The organism is Psychrobacter sp. GTC18467, assembly GCF_055397455.1.
In genome coordinates, this window is record NZ_AP038920.1 from 2,273,958 (window position 1) to 2,289,792 (window position 15,835).

The following is a 15,835-nucleotide window of genomic DNA, read 5'->3' on the forward strand; positions in this document are numbered from 1 at the left end:
CGCAATAAAAACCCCTAGAACAATTTACGTGTTCTAGGGGTTTTTATTAAATGTTAAAAAATTTAAATCCGGTTAATAAAGTTAAGCAAGGTTTGCTTTTTATTGTCATCGAGTTTTTCAAATCGTGATTTTGCTGTTGCTGCTTCGCCGCCATGCCAAAGAATGGCTTCGGTGATTGAGCCTGCGCGACCGTCATGTAAAAAGCGCGCGTCTGGGTCTTTTGCGGTAATGCCAATGCCCCAAAGCGGCGGCGTTCGCCATTCAAAGCTTTGGGCGCCTTTTTCTTTAACGCCATCATCAAGTCCTGAGCCCATGTCATGAAGCAATAAATCGGTATAAGGATAAATCACTTGATTGGCAAGCAGGGCAAAGCGCGGGCTGTTGCCAGTTTTTTGCTTGGGCGTATGACAGCTTGCGCAGCCGACATCATCAAAAAGCTGAGCGCCTTCATTAAAGCTAGCTAAATTGTCAATCCGGCGGTCGGGGACGGCAAGGGCGGTCATAAAGTCAGTCACCGCATCAAGAACGCTGTCGCTAACTTCAGGGCTACCGCCATTTGGTAGCGTCCAGCAGCTTGGTTGGTTGACCGTGCAGTTGGGCGCTAAAAATACCGAGGAGGTCAGCCCCATATCTTGTGACATGGCATTGGCATTTTGAACGCGAAGGCTTGGATTGATGGCTTTCCAACCAAACCTGCCCACCTTTTTTTGACCATGATCATCAACAAAATGAACCCGACCTTTGACGCCGTCTTTTTTAGCATTGTTGGCAGCGGCAATAATATCGGCTTCAGGGATTAAATCAAGCAGTCCCATTCCAAGCAGCTGTGGGGAGATGCGACCGCTCATTGCAGTTGCGCCTAATGACTGATTGCTATCGCTTGGCGTAAAGTGAAATTGGATTCTGGCGGGATTTGTGCTTGTCGCAGCGATTGGTGCAAAGTGGACGCGACCTTCAGGTAAAATGCTGGCATCAATACTTTGATGCTGAAGCTGCTCGCCAAAATCGGCATGCGCCAAACCATTTTTATCACCCAAACGAAATAAAATCGCGTCGCTCAGCTCACCATTGGCTAAATAAATAGCTTTGCGACCTGAGTCACTATGGCACTGGGTACAAGCGTTGGCGTTAAATAGCGGTCCTAAACCATCAAGCAGCGGCTGACCTTGATTTGCCGGTTGCCACTGAGCCACAAACAATTCGCGACCGGTTGAAACATTACTAAACTCACGGCTTGGCAAGTTTGGGATAATTTGCAAAAACGGGCGGTAGCTGTCGCCTGCAATCGTTGCTGCGCCGCCAACCGGTTGCCAATTGGTATCGGTAGGGTTTGAATTGTCCGGAGTGGTCGGCGGATTTGGCTGGCTTGGCGTAACGTTTGCGCTGTCATCAGAGCCGCCGCAAGCACTAAGCAATAGCGCAAAGCTTAGGACAGTCAAGGTTGGGACAAAGTTTTTGCTTAAAACGCGGGCGTTAAAAAAGTTGGTTGTCATGAAAAAACCTAATAAAAGATGCGGGCTAATAAAAAAAGGGCGGCTTAAACAAGCCCCCTTTGGTTGTGCTATTGCGGATAAGTGGTTGGTTAATTGGCAGGAAAATCAACAACGATGGGCGTATTAAACATCCACGTATCAAGGGTGTCTTTTTTGCCCAAAGAACCCTCAAAGCTCCAGCCCCAACTAAAAATGCTGCCGTCTGTCTCTTTAGCAATCTGGTGCAGTGGCCCCATTGCCATGTTATCAATCGCTTTCATATTTTGAAGTCGGTCTTCAGGCTCGTTGAGGTTGTCATAAACAGTTTTGTCTTTACCATCAACGTTTTTAGTTTCGCCGTACATGCCCCAAGGGTAAGCTTTGCCGTCATTGAGTAGCGCGTAGCTTAAGTTGCCATTAGCAAATAGCCTACGAACGGACTTTTCTTGAAACCAAGGCAAAGCTTTGGCTGTCGTCACCATACTGCCCCAAGATTTATCGGTATCTTTATAACCTGCGCCGTTATAACCGACTTGGCTTGTGGCATTTAGCCCCCAACCGTAAACGCTGTTTTTATTGGTAAGTGCTAAAACATGGTCGCGACCGGTGGCTAATTGGATGATTTTTTCATCTTGAGAGCTGAATTTGCTAACCGGAAGCAATATCGGGGTTGCTTGAACATCAAGGCAGCTATTGGCTTTATTACACGGGACTCCGCGACCAAAATTGGCGTAAGCATCGCTGCCCCAACCCAAACTTGACCTTTGTCATCGAGCGCAAACGAGGAATTGGCAGTTGCTGCCACTTGAATGAGGCGACCGACATTTTCAGCTTTAGAAAAATCAACTTGAACAGGCGAGCTGCTATTGACGGTTTCGCCGTTGCCAAGCTGACCATTGCTTCCTGCGCCAAATGCCCAGACATTGCCATCACTATCAAGCACTAAATTATGGCGATAGCCTGCTGCCATCGTCACGGCATTTGCAATATTGGGAATGGCGGCAATGGTCAATCGGCAGTCATTTTTTGCGGTGGTGCAGTTGTCGCGACCAGTATTACCGCGACCTAATTGCCCCGATTTGTCCTCACCCCAACTGTAAACTTGACCGTTTTTATCGATAGCAAGCGAGTGGTTTTGGTTAAAACTTAAGCTGACCAAATCCGTTGGCGCATTATTAACTAATGTTGGCGTATCCGGATGACTAGCTTCCCCAAGCTTTGAGGTGATGCCGATACCAGTTTGCCCAAAGTTATTGCGACCCCAACCAAAAAGCTTACCGTCTTTAATCGCCCCTGAATGCGAATTTCCGGCGGCAATGGTATCGCCTAAATAGATGATTTTATTTAGGCTTAATTGATTGCCAACCTTGTCCGTTGCGGTCAATTTAATGGCGTTTTCACCGCGATGTAAAGCGATAGTTTGGGCAAAATGACCGTTATTATCGATGTTAAGTGCCTTGGGCGCGCCATCATTGATTTGGTAAGTGACGGATTTGACCCCGCCATCATCCTTAGCATCACCAACTAAAAATACGCCGGCAACGTCAGTATGACCATTATTAAAATTGTCATCCGTAGTTAATAACGGCGGCGTGACATCGCGCACCACGTTTGATTCATTGTCAGAATCATTATTACAAGCACTAAGGGCAAGGGCAGCAGCGCTGAGCGCCACGGCTTGAGATAACTTGGATAATCGCATCATAACCTCATTTGAGCAAAGGCTTAATGGGATATTAAGCGCAATAAAGCTGTGATAATTGGCATCACAGGCGTAAGAATTGCTCAAATAATATTACAAGGTATAATGATAATCAATCTTTTATTAGCCTCAGCGCTAGTTTAAGCTCAAAATTAAAGTCAAGCGTTGAGGTAAAATCAATGGCTTACAACCAACCTAAGCGTTTAAAGTTATAGTATAAAAAGGAACAAAGCCCACCAATAAACAGCATGATTACCAAATAAGAATATTTCCAATGCAGCTCGGGCATAAAGTCGAAGTTCATCCCATAAATTCCGGCGATTGCCGTTGGCACTGCCAAAATTCCCGCCCAAGCCGCAAGCTTGCGAACGACCTCGTTTTGACCCATATTGACCATGGCAAGATACGTGTTCATCACCACGCTGAGCATCTCGTTTAAACCGTTAATCGCATCAAGCGAGTGCAATAAATGGTCGTTTACATCGCGAAAGTAAGGCTTTGCCGCTTGCGAAAACGGGGAGACCAAATCACTTTTTTTATGGTTGATAAAAAAGCTGCAAATGTCTTGAACCGGCAAAATCACCGCGCGCATATGCACCAATTGCGCTTTTAATTCATACAAATTTTGCAGCGTTTCTTTACTAAAGGTATAGGTAAAAATATTGCGTTCTTGCTCGCGCAAATAGCTGCCCAAACGGTCGGTAACCGGCATATAGTTGTCAACGATAAAGTCAAGGATAGCGTGAAGCACAAAAATAGGCCCCATTCGCAGCTTTTCAGGTCGGCGGTGGCAGTGCTCGCGAACCGGCGCGTAAGAGTTTGACGGACCATTTCTAATGGTAATCAAATAGTTTTTTCCCATAAAAATCGCCGTCGTGCCGTAGCGAATGACATTATTTTCAAGCTTGGCGGTGCGAATGACCAAAAATATGGTGTCATTGTCGTAGTTTTCGACTTTGGCGCGTTGATGGTCGGCAAAGGCGTCCTCAATGGCAAGCTCATGCAAATCAAAAGCGCTTTTAACGTCCTCAATGGTTTGCAAACTTGGGTCGTAAAGCCCAAGCCAAATAAATTGACCGTTGTTGGTCAACGCGCGGCTGACATCTTTAATAGCTAATCTGTCAAGGTTTTCGCCCGTTTTTCGCGAGTAGGAATAGCAGTTAACCACCTCATCGACACTGGTAAATTCAATGTCCTCATAGCGCTCAGAGTCGGGGTCATAGACCGTCATGGTTTCGATGGTGTCCTCAAGCGTGGCTTCTGAGTCACCATAAATGTAGCTGTCGGAATCTAAATCGGCAAGTTCTGAATGCTCGGCTTGGGCGAATAAGCGGTTGGCATTGGGGTCAGATGTAATTCGCGTGGTAATATCAACAATTTTGGAGTCATCGCGGCTCATGCCCCCTCCTTTTTTATAGGTGAATCAGTTAAATAAAATTTGGTTAACCGCGCAATTTTGATTTTTAAAGGTTGGCTTGTTAAAGATGCGTTTTAAAAATCAAATGGCAAAGCGCTTGAGCGTGTCAATATCGACAAGGGTAAGTAAGCTTTCGTGGCAAGCGGTCAGTTTTAACGGCGGCGCGACCTCAAAATCAAGGGCTTCGACCCATCTAAGCGCGCAAATGCACCAAAAATCCCCCGGCTTTAACCCTGGAAAATTAACCTCAGGAAGCGGGGTGATTAAATCGTTGCCGCGGCTTGCTGAAAAATTTAAAAATTCGCTGGTCATTTTCGCGCAAACGGTATGCTGACCGACGTCATGATTGCCAGTATGACAAAAGCCATTGCGATAATAGCCGGTAATTGGGTCAAAGCAGCAGCTGGCAAGCGCCGTTCCTAAAACGTTGGTCTGATTGATTGCCGGATTGGGGTGATAATCTTGCGACATAATGCCTCCAAAACAAAATAAGCGCTAGTGTAACATGACTGCCGATTACTTTTTTAGCCAAATTCTTGAAAGCGCTTTTGTTGCAAGCCCAAGCAGTCGCTGCCGGCGCTATTTTATCTTAAGCTATTTCAGCTTGAACAGGGCTTTGAAAATCAGCAAAAATCGCAAGCTAAGCTAAAATATTGGTCGCAATTAACGCCAATTGTGACTAGGCGAGGCTTAGCGATTATGCTAAACTTGATGATAAAGTGCCTTGAAAATTTATTGCATAAAACGGGAGGATGGATTAAACCTCATTAAAAGGTTTGACGCCCGAATTATGCCGCGCCCATTGGCAAGTGCTATGCCAAACAAGGATTTATTGTGTCTGTTTGTTCAAATTCTGCTCAATCTACCGCCAATCAAGGGGACGATTTTCCCAAGACCCCGCGCCTTCCTTACAGTAATTTTGCCCGTGAAGTGGCAAGCAGTTGGCTGCTTCCAGATGGGGTCAGCGATGTCTTATTTGACGATGCCCAAAAACAAGAATGGCTTCGTCATCGCTTAATTCAAAAGCTTATTTCCCACGGCTACCAGTTGGTCAGCCCGCCGATGATTGAGTTTACCGAGTCGCTATTAAGTGACGCCTCAGAAGACTTAAAGCGGCAAACCTTTAAAATCATTGACCAATTGACGGGCCGCTTAATGGGGCTTCGCGCCGACATTACCCCGCAAATTTTGCGAATTGACCGTCATTATGGCGGTCAAGGAATTGCGCGCTATTGCTACGCCGGTCAAGTGATTCATACCCTGCCAAACGGGCTTTTTGGCTCAAGAACGCCGTTTCAATTGGGCGCAGAAATCTTTGGCTGCGCCAAGCTTGCCGCCGACATTGAGCTGATTGATATGCTGTTTGCTATGCTAAGTGACCTTGAGTTAAACGCTCAGCTGCATATTGATTTGGGTCACGTGGCGATTTTTGAGCGCTTATCCGTGCTTGCTGAATTAACTGAGGACGACAGCAATCAATTGATGCCGCTTTATGCCAATAAAAATCTTCCTGAATTAAAACGCCTTTGCCAGTCACTTGGTATGGGCGATGATTTTTATGCGCTGGCACGATTTGGTCATGACATTCCAACGCTGTTAAAGTCGCTGTCCGAAACTGCCAAAGCTGATGCCGTGTTGATGGCGGCTGCCGAGGATTTAATGAGCTTAAAAGCGCATTTAGAAAAGGCGTGGCAGTGCCAAGTGAGCATTGATGTCACCGAATTGTCCGGCTATCACTACCATACCGGCATCGTGTTTAATGGTTATATCAACAATGAGTCGCAGCCTTTGGTTCGCGGTGGTCGCTTTGACAATAAAAAAAGCCAGTCACGGCGCGCGGCAACCGGATTTAGCTTAGATGTTAGCCGATTGGTCAATCATATTGCGCTTAATGCTCCCGAGATTGTGGTCGTTGATTTTACCGATTTGCAATCAGCAGATACTAAGCAAGCCGCCGCGCTTCAGCAAAAACTGAGTGAGCTTCGAGATTCCGGCGCTTGCGTGACCCTGCCATTAAGCGCGGATGATTTGCCCAATAAATTAACGCACCGTTTGGCGTTGACAGACGGCGCTTGGCAATTGATTAAAGCTTAGCATTTATAATTAGCATTTATAAAAAGTTATGAGCGTTTGATAAGCGCCATTAAAGTTTGCTTGATTGTGTTTTTTAGCACATTTATTACATCACTAAGAGGATGAATCATGGGTAAGAACGTCGTAGTTTTAGGTAGCCAATGGGGCGATGAAGGTAAAGGTAAAATCGTCGATTTGCTCACCGAAAAAGCCTCTGCGGTGGCACGATTTCAAGGCGGTCATAACGCCGGTCATACGCTCGTTGTTGATGGTAAAAAAACCGTATTGCACTTGATTCCCTCTGGTATTTTGCGCGAAGGCGTGACTTGCTTTATCGGTAATGGCGTGGTGCTTGCTCCAGACGCGCTATTAAAAGAGATGAAAAATCTTGAGGACAATAACGTTCCGGTTCGTGAGCGTCTGCGTGTGTCGCCAAACTGTCCGCTGATTATGCCGTATCATGTTGCCCTTGACCAAGCCCGTGAAGCTAAGCTTGCCGGTGGCAAAATCGGCACAACTGGTCGCGGCATTGGTCCTGCTTACGAGGATAAAGTGGCTCGCCGAGCGATTAAGCTTGCAGACTTGTTTCGTGAAGATTTGCCTGAAAAATTGCGCAACTTAATTGAGTACCATAACTTTCAATTGACTCAGTATTATAAAGTTGATGGCATTGATTTTGATGAAACCTTAAAGCTTTGTCATGAGTGGCGCGAAGAGCTTAAAGACTTGGTGACTGATGTTACTGATGATTTGGACAAGCTGCGCCGCGAAGGCAAAAACCTGATGTTTGAAGGCGCTCAAGGAACGCTGTTAGACATCGACCACGGCACCTATCCATTTGTGACCAGCTCAAGCGTGACCGCAGGCGGCGTGTCAACGGGAACAGGAATTGGTCCTTTATACCTAGATTACGTGCTTGGAATCACTAAAGCTTACACCACGCGCGTGGGCAGTGGACCATTCCCAACTGAACTTTTTGATGACGTTGGCGCGCATTTGGCAAACGTCGGTCACGAGTTTGGCGCAACCACTGGTCGCGCTCGCCGCTGTGGTTGGTTTGATGCCGAAGCGCTTCGCCGAGCGGTGGTGTTAAATTCCATGTCAGGGATTTGCTTAACCAAGCTTGACGTGTTAGATGGTCTTGATGAATTGCTTATCGGTGTCGGCTACGAGCTTCCTGAAAACGAATGCGCCGGCGCTCACGATGCTGAGTTTTATGAGTTGGTCAAACCAAAATACGAGACCTTAAAAGGTTGGAGCGAATCAACCGTTGGCATCACCAATTATGACGATTTGCCAGAAAATGCCAAAATCTATATCAAACGCATTGAGCAGCTTATCGACTGCCCCGTAGATATCATTTCAACCGGTCCTGACCGTGATGAAACGATTGTACTGCGCGACCCGTACGACGCTTAACTTTAGCAAGATTAAGGTTAACAAGCTTAGATTCAAAAAGCTTAAAGTTAAAAATTAATGCTGTAAATCCTCCTTGGAATCAAACGGATTCCAAGGTTAATTGTAAGACAAAATCAACTATAATGAAGCAGGAGCTTTTCATGGCTATTGAACGTACCTTATCGATCATCAAACCTGACGCCGTTGGCGGCAACCACATCGGCGAAATCTATGACCGTTTTGAAAAAGCCGGTCTTAATATTGTTGCGGCAAAAATGATTCAGCTTGATGATGAAAAAGCCGGCGGTTTTTACGCCGAGCACGCTGAGCGCCCATTTTATAACGATTTGAAATCGTTTATGACTTCAGGTCCTGTGTTGGTTTCAGTTTTAGAAGGTGACAATGCCATTGCCAAGCACCGCGAAATCATGGGCGCCACCAATCCTAAAGAAGCTGAAAAAGGTACTATCCGCGCCGATTTTGCCAGCAGCATCGATGAAAATGCGGTTCACGGTTCAGACTCTGCTGAATCTGCCAAGCGTGAAATCAGCTATTTTTTCAATGACGACGAAGTTTGCCCACGTAAGCGTTAATCAAAGCGTTGGCATTGACGCGTAAAAATGGGGTATCAACGCCTAATTACGCAAAACGGCTTATATCTTTGGGTATAAGCCGTTTTATTATTTTATATTTTTAAGTTCTTTGTTTTTCAGTACTTTAGACAGTTGAAAAATAAAGCCGCGCCAATATTTACAATTTCATTAGCGTTATCAATCGTTTATAATAGCAAGCCGTAATTTATTATTTTTAAAAGGTCACCGTTATGTCAGCAAGCCGCTCGCCTGAAATTTTTACCCCAACTGCCATTGCGATGGTTGATGAAGCGGTTGCCAAGACCAACTTGCTTGGGCTGACCGAGCGTCAACTTGGCGAATTTTTTAAAAGCATTGGCGAAAAGCCGTTTCGGGCAACGCAGGTGATGAAGTGGATTTATCAGTTTGGGGTGACTGATTTTGAGCAAATGACCAATTTAAGTAAAGTACTTCGGGCAAAGCTTGAAAATCATGCAAGCGTGATACCGCCAAAAGTCGTTCACCGCAAATATAGCGAGGACGGCACGCGAAAATGGGTATTTGAAGTGGCGGGCGGCTCGCTTGTTGAAACGGTTTTGATTCCGGCAGAGGACAACAAAGCCAATGGTCGCAAAACGCTTTGTATCTCCTCGCAAGTGGGCTGCGCCCTTGATTGCAGCTTTTGCAGCACTGGCAAACAAGGCTTTGAGCGCGACTTAAGCGCTGCTGAAATTATCGGTCAGCTTTGGGTTGCCAACGCGTCTTATATGAGTGATGATAGTGGCGATTTGACAAATATCGACCACAGCACTTGGGAAAATCAGGTGACCAATGTGGTGATGATGGGAATGGGGGAGCCGCTGCTCAATTATCAGCCGGTCGTGAGCGCGATGACCATTATGCTAAGCGACCACGCTTATGGGCTGTCCAAGCGCCGCGTGACCTTGTCGACCTCAGGCGTTGTGCCAAAAATGTATGAGTTGGCAAAAGACATTGATGTGGCGCTTGCTATTTCCTTGCACGCACCAAACGATGAGCTTCGTAATGAACTGGTTCCCATTAACAAAAAATATCCACTAAAAGAGTTGATGGCGGCGGCAAAAAACTACGTTTGCGACGTCAATCCGCGCCATAAAAAACACGTGACCATTGAATATGTGATGCTTGGCGGCGTAAATGACAGCGATGAGCACGCTCGGCAGTTGGTGGCACTACTTAAAGACTTACCCAGTAAAATCAATTTAATCCCGTTTAACCCGTTTCCACACGCGCCGTATCAGCGCTCAAGTAACAACCGAATTCATGCGTTTAGCAACATTTTAAACCAAGCCGGATTTGTTTGTACCGTTCGGCAAACTCGCGGTGATGACATTGACGCCGCTTGCGGTCAATTGGTTGGTCAAGTGGCGGACAAAACGCGGCGTTCGGCAACTTGGCAAAAATCCGTTCAACAAAAAGCGCAGCAAAACAGCGTTGGCGCTTAGTTTGAATTTCTTATAAGCTTAATGCATTTTTTATCAAAAATTTTTAAAGAGCAGCGGTTTTTTTTAAATAACTATAGTTATCATGGATGGATTGTAAAAAAAATTACTTAGAGGTGAAATCATGCAAGCGGTTTTTAGTGGTGTTAACAGTGGTACTATCAAAGAAATTGCGGTAAAGCTTGGGGTAGCGGCGGCAGTTTGTAGCGCGCTCATTGGCTGTCAAAGCGTTCCTGATACTGATGCGCTTGGCAACACGCGCTACCAAACGAGCACTCAGCCAAGCAGCAATCGCAATTTAGATAAACAAGAAATCGCTCGCGTTCGCACCGCGTTAGCCGCGCAGTATATTCGCGAAAATAAATTGGATGCTGCTCAGCAGCAGCTTGAAAAAGCCTTTGCCGCCGATAGCCGATACGCGCCTGCCTATGATATGATGGGCGTTCTGCTTCAGCAAGAAGGCAGCGCAATTAATTTGGCAAAAGCCGATGAGTATTTTAAAAAAGCCATTGCCCTTGATAAAGATTTTGAGCAGGCGCGTAACAATTACGGCGTTTATTTGTCGCAAATGAAGCGTTATAGTGAGGCGGCCGCTCAGTTTGAAATTGCAGGGTCAGCGCTTGGTTATGATGGTCGCATCGGCGCGCTTGAAAACTTAGGGCGAACCTATTTAAAATTAAATGACAAAGCGGCGGCAACCAAAGCTTTTATCCGCGCCATTGAAGGCAACCGTAGCAGCCTGATTGCCCATATTGAACTGGTAGATTTGTTGATTGAGCAAAACCGTCCTTTGCAAGCTCAACAGCTTTATGATGAAACGCTGCAATTGGTTCAAGATAAAAATAGCCCACGGCTGTTATTGCAAGGTATCAAACTTGCCGCGGCGCAAAAAGATATGATAACGCGTCAAAAGCTGTCGCAGCAATTGTTATCAGCGTATCCCCTAAGCGATGAAGCTAAAAAACTCAAAGGCTGGCTTGCCAATCCGGCGGCGGCAACGTGGCGCTAAGTTGATTTTATCCTAGTTGACTTTATATAAGGTCAGCAGATTAAGATTTCATTTCCGTTTTCCCAAAGGATTTTTGTATGACCACGCCATCTCCTATTAAACGCCGCCCCACCAAAAAAATCTTTGTGGGCGATGTCGCAATCGGTGGCGATGCGCCCATCAGTGTTCAAAGTATGACCAATACTGAAACTTGTGATGTGGCGGCAACGGTTGCGCAAATTGAGCGCTGCGTTGCGGCAGGGGCAGACTTTATGCGCGTATCAACGCCAACGATGGAGTCGGTTGAGGCGTTTGGGCAAATCCGTAAATTGGTCAGCGTGCCTTTGGTTGCCGACGTTCATTTTGACCATAAAATTGCCCTAGCCGTTGCCGAAGCCGGTGCGGATTGCTTGCGAATTAACCCTGGCAACATCGGCAGTGACGCTAAAGTCCGCGAGGTGGTGGCTTGCGCCCGACATCACAATATTCCTATCCGCATTGGCGTGAATGCCGGCTCGCTTGAAAAAGAAATTCAGCGCAAATATAAAGAGCCGACGGGCGCAGCAATGCTTGAATCCGCCATGCGCCATATTGACATTTTAGACAAGCTTAATTTTGACCAATTTAAAATCTCGGTCAAAGCCAGTAACGTGTTTTTAACCCTTGACGCCTACCGCTTAATTTCGGCGCAGATTGACAATCCGCTACATTTGGGCGTGACTGAAGCCGGTGTTTATCGAACCGGAACGGTCAAATCCGCCATTGCCCTTGGCGGCTTGTTGCTCGATGGCATTGGCGATACCATGCGAATTTCATTAGCGGCGGAACCGGAAGAAGAAATCAAAATCGGCTTTGATATTTTAAAATCGCTCAATATCCGCTCAAATGGGGTCAACTTTATTGCTTGCCCAAGCTGTTCACGGCAAGAATTTGATGTGATTAAAGTCATGACTGCCCTTGAGGCAAGGCTTGAGGACATCCGCGAGCCGCTTGATTTATCGGTGATTGGTTGTAAGGTCAATGGTCCAGGGGAGGCCAAAGAAGCCGATATTGGAATTGTTGGCGCGGCACCAAAATCACTGGTTTACCGAATGGGCGAAAAAAGCCATTTGATTGATACCAATAATTTGGTGGATGAAATTGAAAAAATGGTTCGCGACCAAGCAGAAGCCTTAGCAAAAGCGCGCGAAAACGAAATTATTCGGGTAAAATAGCCTTTTTGTAAAACTTTTATTTTGTAATAGTTATAAATGACCGTGAAATGCGGTTATAAAAACTTGAGGATAACGGCGCTGATGATTAAAGCAATTAAAGGGTTCAACGATATTTTGCCGCCGCAATCGGCAGATTGGCTGTATTTAGAGTCGGTGCTTGCCGATGTTTTGGGGCGCTTTGGCTTTGAGCACATGCGCTTACCGATTGTTGAGCAAACTGACTTGTTTGCGCGCGCCATTGGTGGGGCGACCGATATTGTCGAAAAAGAAATGTACAGCTTTACCGATAAGTCTGAGCCGCCAACGCCGCTCACCTTGCGACCTGAGGGCACGGCGGGAGCGGTTCGCGCGGTGATTGAGCACAATTTGCTTCGCGGCGATACCCCAAAGCTTTGGTACATGGGACCGATGTTTCGCTACGAGCGACCGCAAAAAGGTCGCTACCGTCAATTTCATCAGTTGGGCGTGGAAAGTTTTGGCAGTCCGCTTCCCGATGCCGATGCCGAAGTCATCGCCATGACCACGCTATTTTGGCAAGCATTTGGCATTGCAGACCACGTTCATTTGCAATTAAATTCGCTTGGGGAGATTGACGAGCGCAAAGCTTACCGTAATGCGTTGGTGGCTTATTTAACCGATAAGCAAGAGAATCTTGATGAGGACAGCCGCCGCCGCTTAACCACCAATCCTTTGCGAATTTTGGACAGCAAAGATGCTAAAACCCAAGAATTGCTGCAAGATGCGCCAAAGCTTGCCGACTTTTTAGGCGAAGACAGCCAAGCCCATTTTGAACAGGTCAAAGCTTATTTGGACGCCTTAGGCATTGAGTATGTCATCAATCCAAACTTGGTTCGCGGTCTTGATTATTATAATAAAACGGTTTTTGAATGGGTTACCGATAAGCTTGGCAGCCAAGCAACCGTTTGCGCAGGTGGTCGTTATGATGGCTTAATTGGTCAGCTAAAATCGATGGGAACGGGTAAGGACGCCAAATCCGAGCCTGCCGTGGGTTTTGCGATGGGGCTTGAGCGCTTATTGTTGTTGATTGAAGCGGTTGCGCCGTTTAAAGCGCATTCAAGCTGCGATGTGTTTGTGGTGGCTCACCCTGAAGTGTTTAGCGATGCGATGAATTACGCTCAGATTTTGCGGATTAAACGCCCAGACTTGCGGGTGAAAATGGCAAGCGCAACCAGCCTTAAAGCGCAAATGAAAAAAGCAGACAAGTCGGGCGCGAAGCTTACGGTAATTTTGGCTCAAGACGAAATTAACACTCAAACCTTAAGCGTCAAAGACATGCAGTCCGGTGAGCAATCAAGCCGGTCGTGGGACTGGCTGTTTGATGACCATAATTTTGTTGGTTAGAATTTTTTAATATTACTCAGACAACGATAATCATAACTTTTTAGCGATAAATTTTTAGGTAGAAAATCATGGCTCAGCCCCCCATTTCGCCCGCCGCGGACAATTCGATGCAAGCGCTCAAGCAGTATGGCGGTTATATCATCACCGTGATTTTATTGGCGCTGGCAGGCTATTTTGGCTGGACGTATTGGCAAGACAATCATGCCCGTGTTGATACGGTGGCGGCTGACCAATATGCCGACATTCAGCGATTAAATGAAAGCGTCAATCTTGCCGCACAAAATCCTGATTTGGAGAGTGAAGCAAAAGCTGCGCTTGCCAAAGACCGTGACAGCTTGGATAAGCAGATTGATAGTTTGGTCAAAGCACATGGCAGCTCGGTTTATGCTTGGCAGGCGTTAATGATTAAAGCGCGGCAAGCGGTGGACAAAGACGATTTTAAGGCAGCGACCACGGCACTTAAGCAAGCCCTAGCCATTGATTTAGGAGATGCTGGGCTAACTGCCATTACCCAACTTCGCTATGCTGAGGCGCTTTTGGCATCTGGAAATGTAGATTTGGCGATGACTGAAGCCAAAAAAGAGATGCCCGATGCGTTTTTGGCAAGTCAGCAAATTTTGCTAGGTGATATTTATTTGGCAAAAAATGACCAAGAAGCGGCTAAAAAAGCCTATGCCAATGCTTGGCGTCAGCTAACAGCGCGGGAAGAATCCCGAGCCGTGTTGGCGCTTAAAATGGAAAGTCTTGGCATGGAATTTGAGCCTATTCGCGAAAAAAACAGTTTGATTCAACAGCCAGCCCCAAGTTCAGAAGTTTTGGTTGCTGAAAGTGGTTCTGAGTCACCATAAATATACCAAATCAGCCCCTAAATCTTATAAGATAGCGGCTGATTTTTAGTTTTTGAAGTTAATAAGCAGCGTTTGATCAATGATTAGCTGCAATATGATGGTAGTGAGATTCTAATGATGTTATCAAATTGCGCCCAAAAGAGACTAACGCGGTCAGTGGTAAATGTGGCAATCGTTGCGGTCATGGCAACGGCGGTGGTAGGTTGTAACCGCGGGATTAAACCTGTGAGTCATGAACCGACCAAATTGGTTCAAATTGCCAATCCGATCAGCGTCCTGCAGCCGGTATTTGGCGCAAGCGTTGATAATAAAAAAGCCAATGCTAAAGACCCACTGGATTTACAAGTAGGTTATGACAATGGTCAAATCGTCGTCGCCTCGCGTGGTGGTGAATTAAGTGGCTTTGATCGCAATGGTGCTCGTAATTGGTCGCTGAACGTAGGTGATCAAATTACCGGCGGCGTGGCTTTAGATGCGCTGAGCCAAACGGCAATCGTCAGTACCAAAAGCGGTCAGGTGATGGCGTTTGATAGCTTAACGGGCGCCAAACGCTGGCAGCAGCAGTTATCAGGAACTGTGTTATCGCCGGCGCTAATCAGTAACAATCGCGTGATTGTTGCGGCTAATGATGGCTTTTTGCAGGGCTTATCATTGCAATCAGGTCAGCCAATTTGGCAATTTGCTACCCAAGTTCCAGACATTAGCGTTCGCGGAACGGCAAAGCCCACGTTGTTAGACAGCAAAACTGCGCTTTTTGCCACGGCAGACGGCAGACTTCATGCCATCACCGTGGATAATGGTTTGCCGGTTTGGTCGCGCCGTGTGGGCGTTGGGGTTGGCAGCAGCGAGATTGAGCGCATGAGCGATGTCGATGGCGCGCCCATTGTTGATAACAATCAGCTGTTTGCCATCAGCTACAGCGGTCAGTTAATTGGCATTGATTTGGCATCCAAGCAAGTTCTGTTTGTCAATGATCTGGCAAGCTTAAAATCACTGGCGGTAAATAACCGTCAGCTGATAGCCACAAGCCTTGATGGCAAAGTGGTTGCTTTTGATCGCACCTCAGGACAACAGCTTTGGTCAAATGACAGCTTAGCTTATCGCAAATTGACCAATCCGGTGATGATTGGCAATTATATTGCCGTCGGTGACTTGGACGGTGTGGTTCATTTATTTGACCCAAATTCTGGCAATATCATTAGCCGAACCCAAACGAAGGGCGCGCTGAGTAGCCTTCAGGTGAAAAATAACCGCTTGTTGACCCAAAGCCAAAGCGGTCAAGTGGCAATTTGGCAACCGCTGCGCTAA

General features: G+C 46.5%; 14 protein-coding genes. 9 read left to right on the forward strand and 5 right to left on the reverse strand.

Annotated elements, in window-relative coordinates:
- Nucleotides 1–62: 62 nt before the first annotated feature.
- The 5 genes from ACZ5XY_RS10150 to ACZ5XY_RS10170 all read right to left on the reverse strand — a co-directional run bounded on the left by ACZ5XY_RS10150 (nt 63) and on the right by ACZ5XY_RS10170 (nt 5,062).
- A complete protein-coding gene (locus tag ACZ5XY_RS10150) occupies nt 63–1,493 on the reverse strand; it encodes a di-heme oxidoredictase family protein (RefSeq protein WP_464741323.1) in 1,431 nt (476 codons plus the stop codon).
- 89 nt (nt 1,494–1,582) lie between these two features.
- Nucleotides 1,583–2,134 (reverse strand): RCC1 domain-containing protein, encoded by a 552-nt coding sequence (locus ACZ5XY_RS10155; RefSeq protein WP_464741325.1) that lies wholly within the window; start codon nt 2,132–2,134, stop codon nt 1,583–1,585.
- Nucleotides 2,083–3,174 carry an RCC1 domain-containing protein gene (locus ACZ5XY_RS10160; RefSeq protein WP_464741327.1) on the reverse strand — a complete coding sequence of 364 codons (1,092 nt, stop codon included), beginning with the start codon at nt 3,172–3,174 and terminating at the stop codon, nt 2,083–2,085. The genes ACZ5XY_RS10155 and ACZ5XY_RS10160 overlap by 52 nt, the downstream gene beginning before the upstream one ends.
- Nucleotides 3,175–3,358: 184 nt before the next feature.
- Nucleotides 3,359–4,573, reverse strand: a complete 1,215-nt coding sequence (gene corA / locus ACZ5XY_RS10165) for a magnesium/cobalt transporter CorA (protein ID WP_464741329.1) — start codon at nt 4,571–4,573, stop codon at nt 3,359–3,361.
- A gap of 99 nt (nt 4,574–4,672) precedes the next feature.
- Entirely contained in the window at nt 4,673–5,062 is a 390-nt protein-coding gene (locus tag ACZ5XY_RS10170; protein WP_464741331.1) for a DUF2237 family protein, read from the reverse strand.
- 363 nt (nt 5,063–5,425) lie between these two features.
- Here ACZ5XY_RS10170 and ACZ5XY_RS10175 point away from each other — a divergent pair, with 363 nt between their 5' ends.
- From ACZ5XY_RS10175 to bamB, 9 genes are all read left to right on the forward strand, one after another.
- Complete coding sequence (locus tag ACZ5XY_RS10175) at nt 5,426–6,685, forward strand: ATP phosphoribosyltransferase regulatory subunit (RefSeq protein WP_464741333.1); 1,260 nt, start codon at nt 5,426–5,428, stop codon at nt 6,683–6,685.
- 108 nt (nt 6,686–6,793) lie between these two features.
- Entirely contained in the window at nt 6,794–8,083 is a 1,290-nt protein-coding gene (locus tag ACZ5XY_RS10180) for an adenylosuccinate synthase (protein ID WP_464741335.1), read from the forward strand.
- Between the two features lie 140 nt (nt 8,084–8,223).
- A complete protein-coding gene (ndk, locus tag ACZ5XY_RS10185; protein WP_464741337.1) occupies nt 8,224–8,655 on the forward strand; it encodes a nucleoside-diphosphate kinase in 432 nt (143 codons plus the stop codon).
- Between the two features lie 230 nt (nt 8,656–8,885).
- Nucleotides 8,886–10,118, forward strand: coding sequence for a dual-specificity RNA methyltransferase RlmN (gene rlmN, locus ACZ5XY_RS10190; RefSeq protein ID WP_464741339.1), 1,233 nt, complete (start codon nt 8,886–8,888; stop codon nt 10,116–10,118).
- Nucleotides 10,119–10,239: 121 nt separating this feature from the next.
- Nucleotides 10,240–11,124: a type IV pilus biogenesis/stability protein PilW gene (gene pilW, locus ACZ5XY_RS10195; RefSeq protein ID WP_464741341.1), complete on the forward strand. Its 885-nt coding sequence runs from the start codon at nt 10,240–10,242 to the stop codon at nt 11,122–11,124.
- 77 nt (nt 11,125–11,201) lie between these two features.
- Entirely contained in the window at nt 11,202–12,317 is a 1,116-nt protein-coding gene (ispG, locus tag ACZ5XY_RS10200; RefSeq protein ID WP_464741343.1) for a flavodoxin-dependent (E)-4-hydroxy-3-methylbut-2-enyl-diphosphate synthase, read from the forward strand.
- A gap of 81 nt (nt 12,318–12,398) precedes the next feature.
- A complete protein-coding gene (hisS, locus tag ACZ5XY_RS10205; RefSeq protein ID WP_464741345.1) occupies nt 12,399–13,679 on the forward strand; it encodes a histidine--tRNA ligase in 1,281 nt (426 codons plus the stop codon).
- Between the two features lie 68 nt (nt 13,680–13,747).
- On the forward strand, nt 13,748–14,527 hold the full coding sequence (locus tag ACZ5XY_RS10210; RefSeq protein WP_464741347.1) for a YfgM family protein: 780 nt from the start codon (nt 13,748–13,750) through the stop codon (nt 14,525–14,527).
- Between the two features lie 114 nt (nt 14,528–14,641).
- On the forward strand, nt 14,642–15,835 hold the full coding sequence (gene bamB, locus ACZ5XY_RS10215) for an outer membrane protein assembly factor BamB (protein WP_464741349.1): 1,194 nt from the start codon (nt 14,642–14,644) through the stop codon (nt 15,833–15,835).

Excerpts from the sequence above, each read along its gene's own strand:
- ACZ5XY_RS10150 (WP_464741323.1), bottom strand. The coding sequence starts at position 1,493 with ATGACAACCAACTTTTTTAACGCCCGCGTTTTAAGCAAAAACTTTGTC.
- hisS (WP_464741345.1), top strand. The coding sequence starts at position 12,399 with ATGATTAAAGCAATTAAAGGGTTCAACGATATTTTGCCGCCGCAATCG.
- ACZ5XY_RS10210 (WP_464741347.1), top strand. The coding sequence starts at position 13,748 with ATGGCTCAGCCCCCCATTTCGCCCGCCGCGGACAATTCGATGCAAGCG.
- bamB (WP_464741349.1), top strand. The coding sequence starts at position 14,642 with ATGATGTTATCAAATTGCGCCCAAAAGAGACTAACGCGGTCAGTGGTA.
- corA (WP_464741329.1), bottom strand. The coding sequence starts at position 4,573 with ATGAGCCGCGATGACTCCAAAATTGTTGATATTACCACGCGAATTACA.
- ACZ5XY_RS10160 (WP_464741327.1), bottom strand. The coding sequence starts at position 3,174 with ATGCGATTATCCAAGTTATCTCAAGCCGTGGCGCTCAGCGCTGCTGCC.
- pilW (WP_464741341.1), top strand. The coding sequence starts at position 10,240 with ATGCAAGCGGTTTTTAGTGGTGTTAACAGTGGTACTATCAAAGAAATT.
- ndk (WP_464741337.1), top strand. The coding sequence starts at position 8,224 with ATGGCTATTGAACGTACCTTATCGATCATCAAACCTGACGCCGTTGGC.
- rlmN (WP_464741339.1), top strand. The coding sequence starts at position 8,886 with ATGTCAGCAAGCCGCTCGCCTGAAATTTTTACCCCAACTGCCATTGCG.
- ACZ5XY_RS10170 (WP_464741331.1), bottom strand. The coding sequence starts at position 5,062 with ATGTCGCAAGATTATCACCCCAATCCGGCAATCAATCAGACCAACGTT.
- ACZ5XY_RS10180 (WP_464741335.1), top strand. The coding sequence starts at position 6,794 with ATGGGTAAGAACGTCGTAGTTTTAGGTAGCCAATGGGGCGATGAAGGT.
- ispG (WP_464741343.1), top strand. The coding sequence starts at position 11,202 with ATGACCACGCCATCTCCTATTAAACGCCGCCCCACCAAAAAAATCTTT.